This window comes from Parabacteroides sp. KHUB-02 (assembly GCF_056640955.1).
The window spans coordinates 138258-161294 of record NZ_JBWQEV010000001.1; the positions used below are offsets into that span (position 1 = coordinate 138258).

The following is a 23037-nucleotide window of genomic DNA, read 5'->3' on the forward strand; positions in this document are numbered from 1 at the left end:
TTATTTTTTATTTGTCCACAATCCTTTAAAAAAATCAACGGTGGCTTTCAGTTGACCTTTTATGCTTTTGGAAGTCGTTCCGTAACTAACACCTTCACCCGACAGTTTTTCCAAAAAAGGCAATACTTCTTCCTGCGAGGACAGATTGTATTTGGCTTTTTCAGATACAATTCCAACTTTAACTGTTATGGCGGATACTGGAAGAGCCCGGAACATATCCTCATCCGTCGTGTCATCTCCCATTGCTAGTATAAAATCATAGCGGGAAGCCAATAATAGGCGAGCTACTTCCGAACCTTTTGTGCATTCTGGAGATTTTATTTCCACGACTTTGTTGCCCTGCATGATTTGTAATCCCTTTTTCAGGCAAACAGGCATTATAGCCTTTGTTAGCTGTTGCGCTCTCAGCTCTCCCAGCCAGGCGTCCGATTCTCTATAATGCCAGGCAAGAGCAGCTTCTTTTGTCTCAAGATGAGAGTACGGGGTTTTGCTTACAAACAAATTTAGAATAAACAATAGCTCCGAATCCCACTCTCGATTGCCTATGTTTTTATGCCATGCGCCTTTTTCCTTGTAAAATGCACCATGCTCGGCGGCAAAAGACAGAGGAAGATCTCCCAGCCATTTCTCCAATGTATAGTGGTCCCGCCCGCTATTAATGGTTACATGATTCCGAGAATCGGAACAAAAACGCTGTAACAGGTCTCGTAATGCAGGTGTTGGAACTGCATCTTCCGGATGATTTTTGAATGCAGTTAATGTTCCGTCGTAATCCAGCAAAATCAAGCGCTTTTTCGCTTGGTCATATAATGTTTTGATTTCGTTCTGGTCTTGTGCGGAGATCTTTTTCTTTTGTAATCGTTTGTTTTTCTCTGCGGTCTGCCGCCATTCTCTCATGAAATCCGCAGCCCATTTGTTTACGGTTTGAACCGAAAGGATGGCTTGCATTCGCTGAAGCCTTTCTCTTTGTTCCTCCAATGGCATTTTCAATGCACGGCAAATGGCTTGTTCGATCTGGTCCGTGTCGTTTGGATTAATCAATAAAGCATCAGACAATTCAACCGAAGCACCGGCCATTTCACTTAAAATGAGTACCCCCGGATTATCTTGTTTGGTAGCGACATACTCTTTTGCCACAAGATTCATACCATCGCGCAAAGGGGTTACCAAGGCTATATCGGCAACATAATACATCGCTACTAATTCCTCAAAAGAGAAACCGTGATAAAAATAACATACCGGAGTCCAATTCATGGTAGAGTAAGTTCCATTGATAGAACCGATCTCCTCGTCTATTTTGGTTTTCAATTCGGCATAACTGCCTACATGGTCGCGAGAGGGGACGATAACCATCGCCAATGTCACTTTCCCGTGATATTCCGGATGATTTTTCAAAAAAGAGGCGAATCCGTAAAGACGGTGCAATATTCCTTTGCTGTAATCCAGTCGGTCTACCGATATGATTAACTTATGATCTCCAAATAGAAGTCGTGTTTTCTCTACTGCGTGGTGGACTTTGTCATCAGCTATCACATTGTGATAAAGATCATAGTTTATCCCCATCGGTAATGCATCCACACGGGTTACACGATCATTCATTTGAACTTCATCCAGATTGAAATTCTTATGAAGGACGCATTCCGTCGCACTGATGAAATGACGCATATAATCGTGAATGTGAAAAGCGACAAAGTCGGCTCCCAAAAGTCCGTTCAGGATCTCGACCCTTTCGGGCAGAATCCGGAAAAGTTCATGTGAAGGAAACGGAATATGGTGGAAATACCCGATATGAAGGTTGGGAAACTTCTCACGGAGCATGCCCGGCAACAGCATTAACTGATAGTCCTGTACCCAAACCCAATCATTAGGTTCAACTATCCGAGATATCTCTTCACAAAAAACAGCATTGACTTCCCTATATGATTCCCAAAAGTTCTTTTTATATAACGTATAAGCAAAAAAGTAATGACAGAGGGGCCATAGGGTACTGTTGCTATATCCTTCGTAGTAATTTTCATACTGCCTGTCGGATAAGAATACCGGATGATAATTATTTTTTTCCAATTGACTGCAAATGTCATCTTTTTCCGTCTTTTGTTCTACGCAGACGCCAGGCCAACCGATCCAATGTTTTTCACAATCAACGTCCAATGACTTCAAACCTGTAGCCAGCCCTCCTTCGCTCCGTGAAAAAACAAATTTTCCATCGGAGGAACGTGTAACTTTTACAGGCAACCTATTCGAAATGATAAATAATCTCATATTTGAAATATTATATACAACACAAAGCAAAATCCATACCAATTTGTATTTGTCATTGATAAACAGATGTTTGTAAATAGGGAAGCCTAAGTAATATTACCAAAATGAAAAAGTGTTTTTCATTTTAGTTGGTTTTTTTTACTTTCAATTTAGAATTGATATTTTTAATCAATTGATATATAGTGATTTATGTTTATTATTCTTAAATTGGTCTGATTTTGGCATTATCTTTATCAGTTTAGATTTCCGAAGAAAGTATCATTAATATTCATCTTCGGTTGTCTGCTATAAGAAACAATGTAGAACAACAAAGAAACAAAATGGTATTTTTTATTTATCAATTAGGCTCGCTTGCCTCTGTATGGGCAATCAGCAATTTAATAAAAAAAGATGTTCCTCAAAGGATCAAAAACAAGATTATCGTTCTGTTACTAGTAACAAGCTGGATTGGTGTTTTTGGATATTTTTTCATTTTGAAAAACAGGATTGAAAAATGGTGGCCTTGCAAGAAGTATTTGGTTGCCCATAGAAGGATATAAGTTTCATATTATATATTATTGCAATTAAAGTTGTTTTATGTGTACCAAAATCTTTTTCTCCATTCATTATGTAAAGATTTGAATTGTTTTTTTCTTTTTGAGCCGTGGATATAATTTATTCACGGCTTATTTAAAGGATTTGATTTCAAAAATTAGGATACAAATGGAAAAGAATATGCGGATGAAATTTTTGAAGCAACGGATAACGGTAATATTACTGTTTGTGGCTAGCGTATGTATATGTGGTAACATCAATGAATTCTATTTCTTCGAAAATGATTATTATTTTAAATATCTGCTGAATACTTTTACAGGAATCATCCTTTTGACAGGAATTGCCTATTTATGCTATCCTCAAAAGAAGACAAATCAGGAAAATGAATTGGTGCTGAATGAATACAAACTGGTGTATGAAACGGAGTCTACCGCATCGCAATATTTTATTTCTGATACAGAAGCTTGGAACACATTAAGAAAACAATTGAAAACAACAGCTCGGGGACATGCTATTTTATATATCAGCGAAAGTTGCGAATTGCCTATAATCAATAACACGATTTTAGCTAAAAAGAGAAATTTCGATTGTTGGAAGCCTGTCTGTGCAGGGCAGATATCTAAAGATTTTGGTGAGATTTAAAGTAATCATAAAAAATATATGGCAGCCATAAAACGATGTCCATGGAAAGGAAATGTCAATTATCTGAAAATATGGGGAATAATATTGAATTGGACTTAATCAGCATTGAAAAGCACCTCATTCAGAAAGTTCTCCAACATACCAACGGATACAAACCCGAAGCAGCTCGTCTTCTTGGGATAGGCTTAACCACACTTTATAAGAAGATGGAAGCCTATGGACTATAATGTGGAACACTTTGTTCTTGCATACCCGGTAGGTTACCTAAAACAGGCAGCTTGCCTTTTTATATACCTTTTCAAAATGAAAAGGATATTTTCATTTTGAAAAGGATTGAGCATATTACATAATAATATTATTTTTTTTGATTATATAACTGATAAACAATATATTGTGCATAAACTCAATTTTTTGGCACAACTTTGGCATATAGTAGGGCGGAAAACAAATAAATAGTATTAACAATTAAAAGAGACAAGTATGGAAGATACGTTATCATTTTTGTTCTTGTGTGCTACCGGTGTAGTATGCTATTGGTTTTTCTTCAAGTGTGTGGACTGGTTTGAGAAAATTTAATGTAAGAAAGGAGAATTAAATTATGTTTTTAGCACTGTTTATACTTTGCTTATTGATCTTCGGGTATTTGATGTATGTCCTAATTAAGCCCGAAAAGTTTTAATGGTAATTATTTTTTTAAGTGAAAAGATGAATACAGAAATTTTAGGTGTAGCATTGCAGATATTGCTGCTGCTGGTTATCAGTTACCCGCTGGGAAAGCATATCGCCAAGGTGTATAAGGATGGAAACGACTGCATGCGTTTCATGGCTCCAATTGAAAGATTTATTTACAAACTGGCGGGTATCAACCCCAATGAAGAGATGGATTGGAAGGCATTCTTGAAATCTCTGCTTATTATAAACGTATTTTGGTTCTTCTGGGGTATGATCCTGTTGGTATCGCAAGGATATCTTCCTTTGAATCCTGATGGGAACAGCGGACAAAGTCCAGATTTGGCGTTCAACACGTGTATTAGTTTCATGGTTAACTGTAACTTGCAGCACTATAGCGGAGAAAGCGGTTTGACTTATTTTACACAGTTGTTCGTCATCATGTTGTTCCAGTTCATCACTGCTGCAACAGGTATGGCTGCTATGGCTGGAATTATGAAATCGATGGCTACCAAAACAACTAAAACAATCGGCAACTTCTGGCACTATTTAGTGATCAGCTGTACACGTATCCTTTTCCCGATGTCTCTGATCGTGGGTTTCATCCTGATCATACAAGGTACGCCGATGGGCTTCGACTCCAAAATGACAATCCCGACATTGGAAGGAGCAGAACAAACTGTTTCACAAGGCCCTACAGCTGCAATCGTTCCGATTAAACAGTTAGGTACGAATGGTGGTGGTTACTTCGGAGTAAACTCTTCTCACCCATTGGAAAACCCGACTTACCTGACCAATATTGTAGAATGCTGGTCTATTCTGATCATTCCGATGGCATTGGTATTTGCTTTGGGATTTTATCTGAAACGTAAAAAGTTAGGTTATGTGATCTATGGTGTAATGCTGTTTGCTTATCTTTTGGGGGTATTCTGTAACGTTCACTATGAGATGGCAGGTAACCCGAAAATCGACGAGATGGGTATTGACCAGTCTTGCGGTGCTATGGAAGGTAAGGAAACCCGTCTGGGTCCGGGCGCAACCGCTTTGTGGTCTGTGACTACGACCGTCACCTCTAATGGTTCCGTTAACGGTATGCACGACAGCACAATGCCTCTTTCCGGTATGGTGGAGATGTTGAACATGCAGATCAATACATGGTTTGGTGGTGTCGGCGTAGGTTTCATGAACTACTATGCATTCTTGATTATAGCCGTATTCATCAGCGGTTTGATGGTCGGACGTACGCCGGAATTCTTAGGTAAAAAGGTAGAAGCCCGAGAAATGAAGATTGCGACGATCGTTTCGTTGGCTCACCCGTTCGTGATTTTGATCTTTACGGCTATCTCTTCCTACGTATGGGTATATGCCCCTGAATTCGTAGAGAGCGAGGGTGGCTGGTTGAACAACCCCGGTTTCCATGGTTTCAGTGAAATGTTATATGAATATACTTCTTCTTCTGCTAACAACGGTTCCGGTTTTGAAGGATTAGGCGACAATACCTATTTCTGGAACTACACTTGCGGTTTGGCACTGATCATTTCACGTTATTTGCCAATTGTCGGACAGGTAGCTATTGCAGGTCTTTTGGCAAACAAGAAGTACACTCCGGAAAGTGCGGGTACATTAAAGACTGATACGGTTACATTCGGTGTGATGACATTCTGCGTAATCGTCATCGTTGCTGCCTTGTCATTCTTCCCGGCACAAACATTAGGCCCGATCGCCGAATATTTTAGTATTTACTAATTGACAGATTAAGAAGATGAGAAATAACAAAACTGCTTCTTTATTTCCAAAGGAGCTCGTTATAGAAAGTTTGAAGCAATCATTCGTTAAGTTGAATCCGCGGATGATGTTCCGTAACCCGATCATGTTTATCGTGGAGGTGGTGACGTTCGTCATGTTGTTTGTTACGATTTGGGCTGCTGCCACCGGTGATACAACGCAAGGATCTTTCGGTTACAATATCTTAGTGTTTATTGTATTATTCGCCACGTTGCTTTTCGCCAACTTCGCAGAGGCGATTGCAGAGGCACGAGGCAAGGCTCAGGCCGACAGTTTGCGTAAGACCCGGGAAGAAACTCCTGCCAAATTGTGTGTCGGTAACAAGATCGAAACGGTCAGTTCTTCTCAGTTGAAGAAAGGCGACATCTTTATTTGTGAAGCCGGCGACACGATTCCTTCCGATGGTGAAATTATCGAAGGTCTGGCTTCTATCGATGAAAGCGCCATCACAGGTGAATCTGCTCCGGTGATCCGTGAAGCGGGTGGAGATAAGAGTTCTGTAACAGGCGGTACGAAAGTATTGTCCGACCAGATCAAGGTGAAAGTGACGACCGAACCGGGTGAAAGTTTCTTGGATAAGATGATCGCCTTGGTGGAAGGCGCTTCTCGCCAGAAAACTCCGAACGAAATCGCCTTGACAATCTTGCTGGCAGGTTTTACATTGGTATTCGTTGTTGTTTGCGGTACCTTGAAGCCGTTTGCTGATTATTCCAACACGACGATTACGATCGCAGCCTTTATCTCTTTGTTCGTTTGTTTGATCCCGACTACGATCGGTGGTTTGTTATCTGCCATCGGTATTGCCGGTATGGATCGTGCGTTGTCTGCTAATGTGATCACCAAATCCGGTAAGGCGGTTGAAACAGCCGGTGACATTGATACTTTGCTGCTCGACAAGACCGGTACGATCACGATCGGTAACCGTAAAGCAACCCAGTTCTATCCGGTATCCGGCATTGACGAACACTCTTTTGTACAAGCTTGTCTACTGTCCTCTCTTTCTGACGATACACCCGAAGGTAAGTCAATCGTGGAACTGGGACGTGAAAAAGGTGTACGTGTACATGATCTGAATACATCCGGATCAAAGATGATCAAGTTTACGGCAGAAACTAAATGTTCAGGGGTGGATTTGGCAAACGGTACTCGCATCCGTAAAGGAGCTTTTGATGCTATTCGTAAGATGAGTGAGGCTGCCGGCAACAAATATCCGAAAGAGGTGGCCGATTTGGTTCAGAAGATCACGAGTAACGGCGGTACTCCGCTGGTTGTTTCACAGGATGATTTCATCATCGGTGTGATCGAATTACAGGATATCATCAAACCGGGGATTCAAGAACGTTTTGAACGTTTGCGTAAGATGGGTGTGAAGACGGTAATGGTAACCGGTGATAACCCGTTGACCGCAAAATATATCGCTGAAAAAGCTGGTGTAGACGATTATATCGCCGAAGCCAAACCGGAAGACAAGATGAACTATATCCGTAAGGAACAGGAAAACGGTAAGCTGGTCGCCATGATGGGGGACGGTACGAACGATGCCCCGGCCTTGGCTCAGGCAAACGTTGGTGTCGCAATGAACAGTGGTACGCAGGCTGCCAAGGAAGCTGGTAATATGGTTGATTTGGACAACGACCCAACGAAACTGATCGAGATTGTCGAAATCGGTAAACAGTTGCTGATGACTCGCGGTACGCTGACTACTTTCAGTATCGCTAACGACGTGGCCAAGTATTTCGCTATCGTACCAGCTCTGTTCATGGTTACGATCCCGGCATTGGCCCCGATGAACATCATGCACCTGCACAGTCCGGAATCAGCGATCCTAAGTGCGATCATCTTTAATGCGATCATCATCCCGATTCTGATCCCTCTGGCATTACGTGGTGTGGCTTATAAACCGATTGGTGCTTCCGCATTGCTTCGTCGCAACTTGCTGATCTACGGTTTGGGCGGTGTAATTGCCCCGTTCATTGGTATCAAGTTGATAGATATGATTGTAAGTTTATTCATGTAAAAGTAAAATCAATATTAAAAACCTTCCTCCCTCTGTATGAAGATAGGAGGAAGGTTAAAAAAATAAAACAATAATTCATTATGATATCAAATCTTTTTAAATCATTAAGACTGACAATTGCATTTTGTTTGTTCTTCAGTGTTTTCTACATTTTCGTTTTGTGGTTGTTTGCCCAAGTGGCAGGACCGAATAAGGGTAATGCCGAACTGGTTACATTGAATGGAAAAGTAGTGGGGGCCGCCAATATTGGTCAGAATTTCACGCAAGATATTTATTTCTGGGGACGTCCTTCCCATGCCGGTGACGGTTACGATGCATCCAGTTCGGCAGGTAGTAACAAGGGACCTTCCAATGAAGAACATTTAGCTTTGTTGGAAGAACGTATTGATACATTCTTGGTTCATCATCCTTACCTAACCCGTGAAAAAGTTCCGGCTGAAATCATCACGGCCAGCAGTTCCGGTTTGGATCCCCATATCTCACCGAAAGCCGCTTATGCACAGGCCAAACGTGTAGCGGACGCTCGTGGATGGTCGGAAGAAAAGGTAATGGGTATCGTCAATTCTCATGTTGAGAAACCGTTATTGGGTATGTTCGGAACGGAGAAAATAAATGTATTGAAATTAAATGTTGCGCTTGATCAAGCATCAAATAACAAATAACAAATTTTTAATAAGTCAATTAGATTTAGGTTATGAAATCATTCGTAAAAAAAGTAGCAGCCTTGGCAGTTGTATTCTCAATGGCATCTTCTACGTTGGCTAATGCACAGGAAGAGGATGGTAAAGTAAGTTTTTCTGTACAGGGAGATTTGGTAAGTTCCTATATTTGGCGTGGTTTCTACCAGACTGGTGCTAGCTTCCAGCCGACACTATCACTGGGGGTAGGTAATTTCTCTTTGACAGCCTGGGGATCTACCGATTTTCAGGGAGCAAACTCTACATCTATGCCTGCTGCTAAAGAGATAGATTTAACGGCAGCGTATACATTCGGATCAGCTGGTCCTACATTGTCTGTCGCTAGCTTATGGTGGGCAGGGCAAGGCTCTTGCCGTTATTTTAACTTCAAAAGCCATGAAACAGATCACCATTTTGAAGCAGGTTTGGCTTACACTTTGCCTATTGAGAAGTTACCTTTGTCTATCACTTGGAATTTCATGTTTGCCGGTCAAGACAAAGATGAAAATGGAAACCAAAACTATTCTTCTTATGTGGAGTTGAATTTTCCATTCACAGTGAAGGGCGTCGATCTGAATGCAACTTGTGGTGTTCTTCCGTATGATGCGGGAATAACTACGTATGGAGGTGATGTAAATAGTGGATTTGCAGTAACGAATGTTGCATTGAAAGCAACGAAAGATATCAAAATCACGGATTCTTTCTCATTACCTATTTTTACACAGGCAATTTGGAACCCTCGTATGGAGGATGCCCATCTTGTCTTGGGAATTTCTTTAAGACCTTGATATAATAATACGCATGGACCGAGAACAAAGTGTACAACATTTTTTAGATTTGTTGAAAAAGTCTCGTCGTGGCAATTTTAAAATCTACATCGGCATGATTGCCGGTGTAGGTAAATCGTATCGGATGCTATCAGATGCCCACCAATTACTGGAAAGCGGTATCGATGTCAAGATCGGTTATATAGAAACACATGGGCGAGTCGAGACGGAGGCATTGGTGGAAGGATTGCCTATCATCCCCCGCCGCAAGATATTTTATAAAGGAAAAGAGATCGAAGAGATGGACTTGCAGTCGATTCTCAGTATCCATCCTGAAGTTGTCATCGTTGACGAATTGGCTCATACCAATGTCGAAGGCAGTAAGAACGAAAAGCGTTGGCAGGATGTCATGGATATACTGGATGCCGGTATCAGTGTGATCACGGCGGTCAATATTCAGCATATAGAAGGACTTAACGAGATGGTGCAGGACGTGGTTGGCATTGAGGTCAAGGAACGTATTCCTGATATCGTACTGGAGCAGGCTGATGAAGTGGTCAACATAGACCTTACCGCTGACGAATTGCTGGCTCGGTTAAAAGCCGGAAAAATATACAAACCCGATAAGATACAAACAGCATTAAATAATTTCTTTAAGGCTGAACATATTCTTCAGCTTAGGGAGTTGGCATTGAAAGAGGTAGCTTTGCGGGTAGAAAAAAAAGTGGAGAATACCATTCCAGAGAATCTCGGTGTACGCCACGAAAGGTTTATGGCCTGCATCAGCAGTAATGAGAAAACTCCCCGTAAGATCATACGGAAAGTCGCACGGTTGGCAACCCGATATAATTCCAAGTTTTTTGTACTGTATGTACAAACCCCAAGAGAAAGTTCCGACAGGATTCCGTTGGCAAGTCAAAGGCATTTGCTTAACCATTTCAAGTTGGCAACGGAACTTGGAGGAGAAATCATTCAAGTGCAATCCCCACATATAACGGATGCGATCGTACAGGTTTGTAAAGAAAAGCAAATCAGTACGCTATGTATCGGACGACCAGCTTTAAAATATCCTTCCGCTATCCTTGCGATGGTTCACTATCGGAACATGTTAGAAGAGTTGGCTCAATTAGGCATTGATTTAATAATATTAGCATAAAAATCCTTCCATGAATATGAATATAAAAACAAAGTTGACTTATGGGATAGGACTTTTATTTGTCCTGATCACTTTATTAGGTGGATTGGCTATAAAAAACATTCATAATGTATCGGATGACACGCAGAATATCCTAGCGGATAATTATAATTCACTCCTTTATTCCCGTCAGATGCTCGAGTCACTGGATGCCATTCGGGAAAATCCGAATGCCCGAAAAGAGTTTGAGGCCGGGTTGGAAGCTCAGAAAAAAAATCTGACAGAGAAGGATGAAGACATACTGACTAACCGATTAAGTTCGAACTGTGAAAAGGCGTTGGATGACATGGATGATGAATCGATTCGGCAGATACGCCAGACGATTTATACCATTATGGCAGTCAATATGTCTGCCATTTATGAGAAGAATGAAGTGGCTGTCTACACGGCGGAAAGGTCTCTCTTTTGGATCTGGACGGTAGGGATTGCTTGTATCGTGATCGCCTTCCTCTTTCTGGCTCGCCTGCCACGCTCGGTCAGCGTACAGATCCGGAAATTGACGGATGGCATCAAGGAAATCACCAATGCCAATTACAGCGAACGGCTCAATTTGGGCAATGAACCGGAGTTTAAGGAAATAGCCACGTTGTTCAACGAGATGGCCGAGCGCTTGGCCGAATACAGGAACAGTTCGCTGGAAGATATCCTGCAAGGGAAAAAATATATAGAAACAATTATCAACAGCATTGCAGAACCTATCATAGGCTTGAGTAAGGAACGGAAGATTTTGTTTGTCAATGACGAGGCTTTGACTGTTTTGAATTTGACACGGGAAAACATTATCGACAAACCGGCTCCCGAAGTGGCGTTAAAAAATGATCTGCTGCGCCGTTTGATCCGCCAGTTGGTACATCCCGATGACAATAAGGATCCGTTGAAAATCTATGCGGACAACAAGGAAAGCTATTTTCAAGTAAAATACATCCCGATCAACGTTAACAGGCAGACTGGACTGGAGGGTAAGTATGTCGGGGATGTGATCCTGTTGAAGAACGTGACCGAATTTAAAGAAAAAGATATTGCAAAGACAACCTTTATTTCAACGATCTCTCATGAACTGAAGACACCGATATCGGCTATCATGATGAGCTTGGAACTGCTGGAAGACAATCGGATCGGAAAACTGAATACAGAACAGGAGAGCCTTTCCAAGAACATAAAGGAAAATAGCAACCGTTTGTTGGAGATCACTGGCGAATTGTTGAAGATGTCACAGGTAGAAAGCGGTAAGCTCTACCTGAATCCGAAGATTACCAAACCGATCGAACTGATCGACTATGCCATCAAGGCGAACCGGGTACAGGCCGAGCGTTTTAACTGTCAGATCGAAGTGGAGTATCCTGAAAAGATCACCAAATTGTTTGTCGACAGCGAGAAAATTGCTTGGGTTGTGACCAACCTGTTATCGAACGCCATCCGTTATTCGTCGGAGAACGGACGGATTATCATCGGTGCACGACAGATCGACAAAGCCGTCGAGATCTATGTCAAGGACTTCGGAAAGGGCATTGACTCGCGTTACCACGAAAGTATTTTCGACCACTATTTCCGTGTGCCGGGAACAAAAGTACAAGGTAGCGGTTTGGGACTTGCCATCAGCAAGGACTTTGTGGAAGCTCATGGTGGTACGATCCGTATCGAAAGCGAAGTCGGTAAAGGTAGCACGTTCGTGATCAGATTCAATGTATAAAAAGTAAAATCAAAAATCAGATAGTCTAATGAAAGTATTAAAATTTGGTGGTACTTCAGTCGGTTCTGCCCAGCGGATCAAGAATGTCGCATCAATCATTTGCGATCAGGAACAGAAAATAGTAGTACTCTCTGCCATGGCAGGGACAACAAACTCTTTAGTGGAGATATCTGAGTGTTTCCATAAGAAAGATCCGGGAAAAGCCAATGCGATCCTTTCTGCTTTGGAACAAGCTTATGTCAATCATATAGAAGAATTATACCAAAGCGATACCTACAAAGAAAGGGCCATGCAATACATGCTTGAACGGTCTCAACATGTCTGGTCTTTCTCTAATATGCCTTTCAGCATGTTCGATGAAAAGGAAATCTTGGCGCAGGGTGAGCTAATATCAACCTTTCTGATGACCTGCTATCTGGAAGAACAAGGAGTGAAGGTAGTTTTATTGCCTGCGTTGAACTTCATGCGAATTACAATGGACAATGAACCGGACATGGAATATATCGCTAAACACCTAAATACACTTTTGGAGCAAAACAAAGAGGCAGAAATATATATTACGCAAGGTTTCATCTGCCGGAATGCTTACGGCAGCATTGACAACTTGGAAAGAGGAGGAAGCGATTACACCGCCTCTCTAATTGGAGCGGCTATCCAAGCAGAAGAGATACAGATATGGACGGATATTGACGGGATGCACAACAACGATCCACGGTTTGTCAATGACACCGCTCCTGTTAGGCAGTTGAACTTCGACGAAGCCGCTAAGTTGGCACATTTCGGTGCCAAGATACTACATCCGACTTGCATCCTGCCTGCCAAGGAAAAGAACATACCGGTACGCCTCTTGAACGCATTGCAGCCAAATGCGTCGGGTACATTGATCTCGAATACGGTGGAAAAGGGTACGATCAAAGCTGTTGCCGCCAAAGACAACATCACGTATGTCAAGATCAAGTCGCTCCATACGATACCGACACCTCATTTTCTGAGCATCGTGTTTGATACGTTCTATAATTACAATACGCCGGTGGACATGGTGACCACTTCCGATATCGGGGTTTCCGTAACGATTGATGATGACAAGCATATAGACGAGATTGTGGGTGTATTACGGAAATACGCAACGATTACAGTCGAAAAGAATATGGTGATTGTTTGTGTTGTTGGTGACCTAGAATGGCAAAATGTCGGTTTTGAGGCACGCATCATCAATGCATTGAAAGATATTCCCGTACGGATGATTTCATACGGCGGAAGTAGTAGTAATGTATCGTTGGTGATGAAAGCGGAAGATAAAGTGCATGCTTTGAAGGCGCTTAGTGAACACTTGTTTTCCGTATCAGACAAACCTGTGTTATCATCCGTTTCTTAAAAGAAAATTAAGATTAATAGTTGAGCATATTTGTTTTTTGATTTGTTTTAGAAATGAAGCAGAAGCAGTCTTTTTTTGTAGAGACTGCTTCTATTTTTCGGTAATAAACAATGAAAATTCTTCTGTGTATTGACAGGTGGAAAATTTGGTATAAACTGTCCCCCCATTGTCCTATCTAAAGAGTTCCCCAAAATCCAATTTAAATTGCCCCACCCAAAAAACATTAAAAGAGTTACAGAATCAGTTCATAATTCTACATTAATCTATTAAATAGACAAAACAGATAGTATTCCCAATAAATCAATCAGCATGAACAAGATTTGTCAAGGAGGTGTGCTACTTGTTTGTCATGGGAAGCTCCGGTACAGGAAAGAGCTACATTGCCACAGCCTTGGGATACAGAGTCTGCCAGAAAGGATTGAAAGTACTGTATGCCAATACTTCCAGACTTTTAGGGCAGTTGAAGGCCACCAAGGTAAAAGGTAGCATCCTGTAGGAGCAGAAAAAAATAGAAAGGACAGATATGCTTATACAGGATGATTTCGGCTTGCAGCCGTTGGACAACGGAAGCAGAATGCATCTGATGGACATCATCGAAGACCAATATGGTAAGAAATCAACACTGATTACATCACAATTGCCGGTCAAAGACAGGTATGATGTCATCGGCAAGGAGACAATAGCCGGCGCAGTCATGAACAGAATAACTCACCTAGCCGTAAGAATTGAGCTGCACGGAGAGTCCATACGCAAAATTTGCGGGAAGAAATGAATGACTATATTGGCAGTAAATAAAAATTATAAACCCAGCACAAATCGAAAACTAATAAACTGATTATGTGATGTTTTTTTGTATTTTAGGAAAAATAAATCGGGGGTCAATTTAAGTTGGATATTGGGGATCTGTTTCATTCGAGTTTCCAAGTTGTCGTTATACTCCTTGAACACATTATATAATGTTTTGAAAGTTTCGTCCTTTCCCTGATAGCGGTTTACTATGGCACGTGCGGAGACAATCTTTTCCTCCAATTCCAAGTCTTGGTAAATCTGATAGAATTTCACACACAGAGGTACTTTCCCGTTTTTAACGTTTTACTACGCTTAATGAAGAACAACACGCTGAATATTTCTCTTTCCATACGGCTCAATTTTTAATGATACAAAGTTAGGAAATCGAACCGAGAACCCGGTTATGTAAAATAGATCAATGTGCTGTAAAAAAACGAAGTAGCACTTGTGCTGTGTAACATTTTAGGCTTTCTAAAACTATCCCCCGAATAAGGATGTATAGTTTGCTTTAGTCCCACTTATTTTGCTTATTCTTGGAAATGAAAAATTCCTGAATTTCTTTGAAATTCAAGAATTTACATCGTTTTTCTTTTCTTAAAAGTGGTGCCACCAGAAATCGTAATTTATTTCCAAGTGGTTGAATATCATTCTTTTCTAAAAACTACTCAACTGTAATCTCCTCCGTTTGCTCCACCAATGACTTGCGTTGTTCTGCGCAAGGTTGCGTGAAAGTTTCCGAATACAAAGGTAGTGAATAAGTTTGATAAATTAGTATGCTTGGGGTGATTTATTGATGAATATGGAAATAAAAGGGAAAATGTAGGTCGTGTAAAGGATGTCCAATTTTAGATAATGCTTTTTACGATTGAGTAGATATAGGCTGCTTAAGTTTTATCCATAAACAAAGCATAGAGGGTTCTTTGACTTTTGTTAGACATATATCTACATCATTTAATATTAGAATTTTATTCCAATTACCTGTCTGTATTTGAGGAATTTCCAATTCTCTATTGAATAAAGCGAATGTTGCTCCCAAATTATTAAAAACATATACGAGCCTATTAACAATAATCTCTATTTCTTGAATAAGTAAAAGTTGGTTTGCTTTTTTATTTTTCACGAGCATTATTACAGTTTCATCTTTTGATGTTCGTTCCAGCATATAATTGAAATATCCAAAATACATGTGAGATGTGCCCAAATATGTCAAGGCATATGGAGGAATCGTTTCTGTCTTTGTAACAATTCTTCGTTGGTAATCACCACAAATTTCATTAAAGTATTCAGAAGCAGATTTTTGATTATTCTTTATAGCTTCATCAAATACTTTTATAAATTCGTCTATTGAATATATTTGAGTTTCAATATTAAAGAGCTTATATAACGTTTTACTTTTTTTGAGTATACCCGCATCGTCACTTACAAAGCAATCACAATATCCACCAAAGAAGCTATGCATGCTGTCAGTTTGCATATTACGGAACTTAACTTTTCTTCGAGTTTCCTTACTAACTCCAAGTAAATCAAGGAGCATATAGGATACATAATATACAATAGTCGCATCAGATGATTTAAGCCCAAATTGGTTTATGACAGCTTTAATCGTTTCTATAAAAGATAATCCTAATGGGGCCGCTTCCAATTGATCGTTGAAAACATTCTCATTGTCTGAAGTTATTGATGTTGGGTTGTAATTTTTGACAGCATTATCCCTGATGTTTTTATATGAATTTTTGTCCTTGTAAAAATTATCTTTTACAAACTTCACGAATGAGATAAGATTTCCTTTATCTATTGTTAGTTCTTTTGAGTGTATTGGAGTCCTTTTCTTTAACCAATCAAACTCCAATTCTCCTCTTAAATCTTTGATGGCTATGTCTATTGTATTATTAATGGCATCACATTGTTCTTCTGTAATCTGTGACAAATCAAGATCGTAAAGCCAAGAAAAATCATCCGCTTTTGCTACGTTATTAAATGCGGAACGTGGTGATTCTTTTGCTACGCCAATATTAGGAGATTCATAAAAGATATGATTACCGTCCACAATCGATTGCATGAAATCCATCTCGTCATACTTAATATCAGTCGTATCCTGCTGAAGATCGAATAAATGAGCATTTGAATACAGGAAAATAAACTCGTCACGATGTGACAGTATTTTCTCACGCAAAACAAGATATTTTTCTTCTTGCGATTTGAACAGATGACTAAAAAGTTGTTTGTCAAAATATATGGTAATCATGTGTGTGCTGAAATTATTTATCTTTCAACTTCTTGATTTCCCTATCAAAATCACTTTCAAGCAGTTCCATTTCGCGTTTGCGGTAGATAGCGAACTCTTTTTCTGCCTTTTCAATCGCTTGTTTATGCGAAATGTTTCCCTTACCGATCAAAACCTTTCGTTTGTGTGCTATAATTTGGTTGTCCAGTGCTTCTATCCAATCTTTCATTGTCATAGGATTCATTTCCAATGCTTGGAACTCGGCAAAGTCCAAGAAACTGGAAACAAGCAGGTTCAAACGTTGGAGTTCAATCTCAGACAAATAGTTCTTGGCTATCTTTACATCATCCTTGGTCACATAGTTTCCCTTGAAGTTCGTCATGCCCACAAACGGCTTCTCGTTGTCCACACGATTGTAAATAACCTCAGCTGCCGTATTCTCGTGGACAGCGTAATGCAACTTGTTCTGTACGGTTGCGAAAAACAATTTCGTCATCTCATCGCGTGGGTCATAATCCGTGGCCGTAGCATAAATATCTGTGACTTGTTGGTAAAAGTTGCGCTCACTACTACGAATATCCCTGATGCGCTGTAAGAGTTCACGAAAATAGCGATTGCCGCCTTGCTTCAATCGTTCATCATCCATTGCAAACCCCTTTTGAATATATTCGTGAAGCCGTTGTGTTGCCCAACGTCGGAAACGGGTTGCAACCTGAGACTGCACACGGTAGCCCAAGGCGATAACCATATCAAGGTTGTAGTACTCCACTTCTCGTTCAACCTTACGAGAACCTTCTATTTGAACTGTTCGGAATTTCCGAACAGTTGCTTCCTTTGTTAGCTCTCCATCTTCAAATATATGCTTAATATGCTCACTTACATTCGATTTGCTTGTTTGGTATATCTCAACTAATTGCCCCTGAGTCAGCCACAAGTCTTCATCAGCAAAGCGCACAGACACACGAGTTATATCGTTATCGTCTTGATAGAGTATTATTTGGTTTTCTTTGTTCATTAGCTTGTTTCTCTTCTCTTTGAATGCAAATATACTCAATATACTTGGTTTTAAGGGCGTTTATGCTACTTTTCTGAGACTTAACACCGTATTTTCAGATAATATCGTTAAATTTGCATAGTAAATCAAAGTATTGTAATTAACAGGCAAAATCAAGACGTATGGAATCGCAAAAAATAAATAGGTTGAAAGTTGTGTTAGTTGAGAATGGTAAAACTGGGAAATGGTTGGCAGAGCAAGTCGGTAAGAACGAAGCAACTGTTTCGCGATGGTGTTCCAACAAGATGCAACCCTCTCTTGATATGCTCGTGAAGATTGCTGGACTTTTGAATATCGACGTTCGTAGGCTGTTAAATCCAACAGAAGATATGCCTGTTTAGTTACAACTTATAAATCCTGCAACTTGAATGATGACTAAATTACGCGATTACAATTTGTTAAATGAAGTTGTCCGTAATACGAATAATTTCATCACAAATGTTCCGAAATCTCAAAGAAAGAAATTTCATGAAAAGTAGAACTAATTTGAGGCTTGACACGGATGTAACATTTGCGCCACTACAGGATGTTGAACGTAAACATTATCTAACAGAACAACAAATGTTTAATCAGAATCGAACAGATAAAGAGATTCTATACGCTATGGATGAAGATACCTATGAGGAATTGGTAGCTTCATGGGCATTTTCGTGTCTAAGTGGCAAATATGAGCAAACTTATCGAATTGGAGGTGCCGGAGATAATGGCATTGACATTTTAGCTGTCATATCTAAGTCGAATAATGAATATGACATTTATCAATGTAAACATTACGAAAACAGTTTAACTCCATCAGTGGTATATCCCGAAGTTTGTAAAATTCTATATCATATATTCAATGGAGTAATACCTCTTCCTAAGTCGTATTTTATTTTAGCTCCAAAGAATCTTACCTCGGGCTTAATAAGATCATATACAAATAGTAACAACCTTAAAGAGGCCATTAAATCAAATTGGGGTAGCTATTCTAAGAATATAATAAAAGGGAAAACAATCCCTATGAATTCGGAACTATCAGCCTTCATTGATTCTTTAGACTTTTCTATCTTTAAGTATATTTCTCCAGATGATTTTTTAACTAGGTTGCGTGAGAATAAGCATCTGTATGCACAATACTTCGGAATTAGGAAAGAGTTGATTTCCAGAATGCCAATAACTCCACCAGATACGGTGCAAGTTCAAGAATCTAATTATATAAATCATTTGGTTGATGCTTATAATGATTCAGAGGAGGCAAAGTCAATAACGATTGAGAATGTTTCACATTCTTCTTATGCTCATCATTTTGATAGAGCACGTAATTGTTTTTGGATATCGGAATCATTGCGAAAAATGAGCGAAGAAAATGCTCCCGGAGATACTGACGAATTTGGCGAATTTAAAAAAGATATGGAATATCATGTTGCTGATACCTATGAGGATTTCTTTCCCAATGCTCTAGCGAGAAATAAAGCTGTAATAAAAGAGGCAACAACCTTCTCTCCAAAAGCAGACAGAGTAATTAGCGGAGAAATTAGCTCTGGAGAAAAGATAGGCGTTTGCTACCATTTATCAAACGATAATAAATTAATATGGAAGCAGTAAAGATTCTAAATAGCACTTTCGATATTGCAATGAGATTCCTTGCAATCATGTCGAATTGTTCACTCCAATTCTCAGAAGAGAGATTGCGAGCCTATTCTTATTTATCAATACATATCTCAGATTTAGATAGCTCAAAAATTAGTACCCATCCAGATTTGCCATATCGATTCAATAATTATATTGGGATCAAAATGGTTATGCATCCTGCTATTCACCTTTTGTTAAGTAAGGGTCTATTGGAATGCCATAATACTCCAACAGGTTTCCGTTTCTCTGTTAATGAATTGGGCAAGAATTGTTTTAATCTACTTACTGGATCATATAAAGAAAAATTATCTCAAGCGATTAAAGAAGTTGATTCAATCTTCCATGATGAAGATGACTTATATATTTTATCTAAGCTCTCTCCTGCCGTAGATTTATGGGGAAGTGAGTTTGAAAATGAGTATTTGCTAAACAGTTATGACGATGAAGAATAATGGATTTTACATAACAGCCCTTATTGCAACCGGTAAAGGAGTTCCCGATTCACGAATCGATTTCGAGAAAAGATGTAATCTAATTTTTGGAAAATCAGAAACAGGCAAGACTCATGTCCTTCATCTTATAGAATTTTTGCTTGGGAAAAAGAATCGATCTAAGGATGGAACAAATCCCCAAATGGTTCCCGAGGGAAAAGGATATGATTGCTTCTATTTGGAAATAGCCAAATATGAAAATGACGAACCATATACTATTCAACGAAAATTGAATAGCAAATCGGTATATGTCAAGCCAGTAAAATACACGTCTTTTTCTGACCCTGAAATTAGAAGCGATGAATATAGTACTGTGAGCAAGAAGAATGCCTATTCCGATTTTCTTCTTCGCTTAATTGGCTACGATAATAAAGTTGAGGTAAAGAAGAGTGCAACCGATAAAGCCCAATTATCATTTAGTACTATTAGACATCTTATTTTAGCCAGCGAAAATAGAGTAATTGCAGAGACGCCTATTTTTAATCCCACTAGCCAATTTGCTGAGGCAACAAGAGAAAAAAGCCTTATTTATTTATTAACATCAGGGGAGGATGATTCGAATTTTGAGCCCGAAGACAAAAAAGATATTCAAAGGGCGAAGATTCATGGAAAAATGGAACTTCTTAATGATGTTATTAAACAGAAAGAAGAGTTGATTTTCAAAATAGGTGATGTCAATTATGCAGATTTTACGGACGAGGCTTTTGTAAAACAGTACAAGACAGAATTAGCTAAAACAGACAGCACATTGAATGATCTATATCAGAAACGGAATGAGCTTGAAAAAAGGCGAAGTAAGTTGATGTCAAAGCAAATGTTTGTTGAGGCTTTTTTATCTCGCATAAAGCTATTAAATCAACACTATACTTTGGATATTGAACGATATGACTTTCTCTATCAAGGACACCAAATTTTTGAGGCACTTGGAGATAATGCAATTTGCCCATTGTGTAAATCCCACCTTGACCCTAAGCACTTTACTGAAGCAGGATTCGCAGAGTCGCTAAAAGCAGAATACGAGGCGATATTACAGAGAAAGGCTGAATCAGAGCAGTTAATCACGGTTAAAGAGGAGGAACTGTCAAATTTAAAGTTGGAGATTGATAAGATACATAGCGAAAAACTGTCTCTTTTTGAGGAAATTAAAACTATTGAGATTCAGATTGGCAATATACGTTCCATTTTAGAACGCTATCAGGCCAATATTGAGTCAAAGACTCGTTTGACAGATTTACAGGAAGAAACGCAAAGACTTCGCGCAGACTATAAACGTTTAGCAGATGAATTGAAAAAAGTTGGACAAGTAGCATCGCGCTATATCAGAGAAACTAATATTAAAGACGAATTTTGCGATTTGCTACAGAAGAAACTGGCAGGTTGGGAAGTCGGAGATTCTCAAACTGTTGTTTTTGATGAGCAAACCTTTGATTTTATTCTTGGAGGAAAACCACGCTTATCCTGCGGAAAAGGGACTAGAGGAGTAACTTGTACTGCAATACTAATGACTCTTGTAGAATATTGTATCCTGCACGATATTCCTTTCACAAGAACACTTATCATAGATTCTCCTATTACGGCTCATTTTTCTGATGTAAGTCTAAAGCCAGAGGAAACTACACAAAACAAGTTTTTCCGCTACTGTAATGATAATATAAAAAATTATCAACTCATTATAATTGACAACAAATCTCCAAACGAGGAAGAGCGTGAAATTTTGTCAAATATTCATTATATTGAATTTTCGGAAAGTGGAAGGTCGGGATTCTATCCAGCTAAGCCAACAATGTAAAGATAATAAGCCAAGAGATAACTGACAAAACGCAACAAGAGAACGCTCAGGCTTTGGTAGGGCTGGAACCTACGGTAAATGTATGGGTGGCATATGTCGATGTTCCTGAGCAACCTAGCAACCACGTAATTGTCATGCACTTTGACGGTTGGGTATGGGGCGAGCGTCCGCATACATTCCACGGTTGCCCCTATTACAAAGTTGAGAGCACCACGAAAGTGATGCCACAAGATATGTATGACGAGCGTATCCGTGCGCATCAACCTCAGTTGTATGCGTGGGAAAGGTTAGCTGCTGATGGTGTGACTTTGGCAGACCTTAACGAGAATCTAATCCGTAATTGCATCCGTCGAGGTATTGATGGCGGGCGTATTCCGGAATCTGCATTGTATGAACCGACTAGAGATATTCTTTCAAAATGGAAATTGCTTAAGAATGGCGTGCCGACTAATGGTGCGGTATTGCTGTTTTCCAATAACATAGACGAGTATCCACAATTTACGCTAAGAATGGTGCGGTTTGTAGGTACGAATAAAAATATGTTCCGTGATAATCAACGTGCTGAAGGTAATTTCTTCCAACTTTTAGATGCCGGAGTTGCATTCTGTTTTAAACATCTTTCTCTCAGTGGTAGAATCACCAATCATAGTTTGGAACGGGAGGAACAGCTTGAAGTGCCTTATAATGCGTTGCGTGAGGCTCTTATCAATGCCCTTTGCCACCGTCATTGGAAAAGATATAATCTGACTATCAGTCTTGCCATATATGATGACCGTATAGAAATAGCAAGTCCTGGTACATTTCCACCTCAGATAACACCTGAAAACATAAAGGAGCCTCATGAGTCATATCCGCATAACCTGAAAGTGGCGGAAGCACTTTATCGAATGACTTATCTGGAAAACTGGGGTAGCGGTGCAAGGCGTATCATGGATGCTTGCCAGGCGCAAGGTGTGGAAACTCCCACATGGTCTTCGGATGGAGGTTTCGTTACTATCACGTTCAAACGACCTGATTTCAAATCCGATATCATAGAGAATGATAAAGAGGACAAAAAGATAACAGAGGAGGGCAAGTACCCCCTAAGTACCCCTCAAGCACCCCCTAAGCATCCCCTAAGTACCCCTCAAGTGAAATTGCTCATTCAAAAAATGGAAGATTCTTACATGACAATGAGGAATATGGCGGATGTATGCGATATTAAAGACTTAAAGTATTTTCGTGAGAGCTATATTACCCCAGCATTGCAAGAAGGATTGATAGAACGGCTTTATCCAAATCAGCCGAAGCACCCCAAACAACAATACCGACTAACAGAAGTGGCTAAGGAATGGCTGACGAATAATGTCAAATAGAATTATTACAGTCGTAACGTAATATAACCGCATCGGAATGGCAACCTCATTCCGATGCGAAATTTTATAGTCAGTATTTAAAGACATTTACTGAATGTCTCTCTTTTAAGC

Annotated in this window: 18 protein-coding genes and 2 pseudogenes; 16 read left to right on the plus strand and 4 right to left on the minus strand. The window is 39.8% G+C overall.

From position 1 onward, the window contains the following. Entirely contained in the window at positions 1-2262 is a 2262-nt protein-coding gene (locus ACYIA1_RS00700) for a bifunctional alpha,alpha-trehalose-phosphate synthase (UDP-forming)/trehalose-phosphatase (protein ID WP_480334041.1), read from the minus strand. A 702-nt stretch (positions 2263-2964) separates the two neighbouring features. Here ACYIA1_RS00700 and ACYIA1_RS00705 point away from each other — a divergent pair. The 11 genes and pseudogenes from ACYIA1_RS00705 (at position 2965) to ACYIA1_RS00755 (ending at position 14385) form a co-directional block, all read left to right on the plus strand. Then, entirely contained in the window at positions 2965-3438 is a 474-nt protein-coding gene (locus ACYIA1_RS00705; RefSeq protein ID WP_005868619.1) for a hypothetical protein, read from the plus strand. A 71-nt stretch (positions 3439-3509) separates the two neighbouring features. Beyond that, positions 3510-3665, plus strand: coding sequence for a helix-turn-helix domain-containing protein (locus tag ACYIA1_RS00710; RefSeq protein WP_480336306.1), 156 nt, complete (start codon positions 3510-3512; stop codon positions 3663-3665). 371 nt (positions 3666-4036) lie between these two features. Next, positions 4037-4117 (plus strand): potassium-transporting ATPase subunit F, encoded by an 81-nt coding sequence (locus tag ACYIA1_RS00715; RefSeq protein ID WP_080504992.1) that lies wholly within the window; start codon positions 4037-4039, stop codon positions 4115-4117. Between the two features lie 26 nt (positions 4118-4143). Next, positions 4144-5853 carry a potassium-transporting ATPase subunit KdpA gene (gene kdpA / locus ACYIA1_RS00720; protein ID WP_057326909.1) on the plus strand — a complete coding sequence of 570 codons (1710 nt, stop codon included), beginning with the start codon at positions 4144-4146 and terminating at the stop codon, positions 5851-5853. A gap of 16 nt (positions 5854-5869) precedes the next feature. Continuing rightward, entirely contained in the window at positions 5870-7909 is a 2040-nt protein-coding gene (gene kdpB, locus ACYIA1_RS00725; RefSeq protein WP_005868612.1) for a potassium-transporting ATPase subunit KdpB, read from the plus strand. A gap of 80 nt (positions 7910-7989) precedes the next feature. Beyond that, a complete protein-coding gene (locus ACYIA1_RS00730; RefSeq protein WP_122370205.1) occupies positions 7990-8571 on the plus strand; it encodes a K(+)-transporting ATPase subunit C in 582 nt (193 codons plus the stop codon). 32 nt (positions 8572-8603) lie between these two features. After that, entirely contained in the window at positions 8604-9374 is a 771-nt protein-coding gene (locus ACYIA1_RS00735; RefSeq protein ID WP_005868608.1) for a hypothetical protein, read from the plus strand. Between the two features lie 13 nt (positions 9375-9387). After that, positions 9388-10509 carry a sensor protein KdpD gene (locus ACYIA1_RS00740; protein ID WP_005868607.1) on the plus strand — a complete coding sequence of 374 codons (1122 nt, stop codon included), beginning with the start codon at positions 9388-9390 and terminating at the stop codon, positions 10507-10509. Between the two features lie 10 nt (positions 10510-10519). Then, positions 10520-12238 (plus strand): sensor histidine kinase, encoded by a 1719-nt coding sequence (locus tag ACYIA1_RS00745; protein ID WP_480334045.1) that lies wholly within the window; start codon positions 10520-10522, stop codon positions 12236-12238. A gap of 28 nt (positions 12239-12266) precedes the next feature. Continuing rightward, on the plus strand, positions 12267-13613 hold the full coding sequence (locus tag ACYIA1_RS00750) for an aspartate kinase (RefSeq protein WP_005858483.1): 1347 nt from the start codon (positions 12267-12269) through the stop codon (positions 13611-13613). Between the two features lie 331 nt (positions 13614-13944). Next, positions 13945-14385: pseudogene (locus ACYIA1_RS00755) on the plus strand (ATP-binding protein). Positions 14386-14537: 152 nt separating this feature from the next. Here the strand turns inward: ACYIA1_RS00755 and ACYIA1_RS00760 are convergent. The 3 genes and pseudogenes from ACYIA1_RS00760 to ACYIA1_RS00770 all read right to left on the minus strand — a co-directional run. Continuing rightward, positions 14538-14752 (minus strand): annotated as a pseudogene (locus ACYIA1_RS00760) (site-specific integrase); the annotation flags it as partial. Between the two features lie 509 nt (positions 14753-15261). After that, complete coding sequence (locus ACYIA1_RS00765) at positions 15262-16647, minus strand: hypothetical protein (RefSeq protein ID WP_480333975.1); 1386 nt, start codon at positions 16645-16647, stop codon at positions 15262-15264. Positions 16648-16660: 13 nt separating this feature from the next. After that, a complete protein-coding gene (locus ACYIA1_RS00770) occupies positions 16661-17641 on the minus strand; it encodes a virulence RhuM family protein (protein ID WP_480333973.1) in 981 nt (326 codons plus the stop codon). 161 nt (positions 17642-17802) lie between these two features. On the opposite strand from ACYIA1_RS00770, the gene ACYIA1_RS00775 reads away from it, so the two are divergent. From ACYIA1_RS00775 to ACYIA1_RS00795, 5 genes are all read left to right on the plus strand, one after another. Continuing rightward, the gene (locus tag ACYIA1_RS00775) at positions 17803-18021 is read left to right on the plus strand and encodes a helix-turn-helix transcriptional regulator (protein WP_289753371.1); all 219 of its coding nucleotides are present in this window, start codon (positions 17803-17805) and stop codon (positions 18019-18021) included. A gap of 127 nt (positions 18022-18148) precedes the next feature. Beyond that, the gene (locus ACYIA1_RS00780; RefSeq protein WP_289753369.1) at positions 18149-19264 is read left to right on the plus strand and encodes an ABC-three component system protein; all 1116 of its coding nucleotides are present in this window, start codon (positions 18149-18151) and stop codon (positions 19262-19264) included. Further along, entirely contained in the window at positions 19252-19743 is a 492-nt protein-coding gene (locus ACYIA1_RS00785) for an ABC-three component system middle component 2 (protein ID WP_177592738.1), read from the plus strand. The genes ACYIA1_RS00780 and ACYIA1_RS00785 overlap by 13 nt, the downstream gene beginning before the upstream one ends. Beyond that, positions 19733-21571, plus strand: a complete 1839-nt coding sequence (locus ACYIA1_RS00790; protein WP_480333970.1) for an AAA family ATPase — start codon at positions 19733-19735, stop codon at positions 21569-21571. Before ACYIA1_RS00785 ends, ACYIA1_RS00790 begins: the two co-directional genes overlap by 11 nt. 53 nt (positions 21572-21624) lie before the next feature. Beyond that, entirely contained in the window at positions 21625-22926 is a 1302-nt protein-coding gene (locus ACYIA1_RS00795; protein ID WP_480333968.1) for an ATP-binding protein, read from the plus strand. Positions 22927-23037 lie beyond the last annotated feature (111 nt).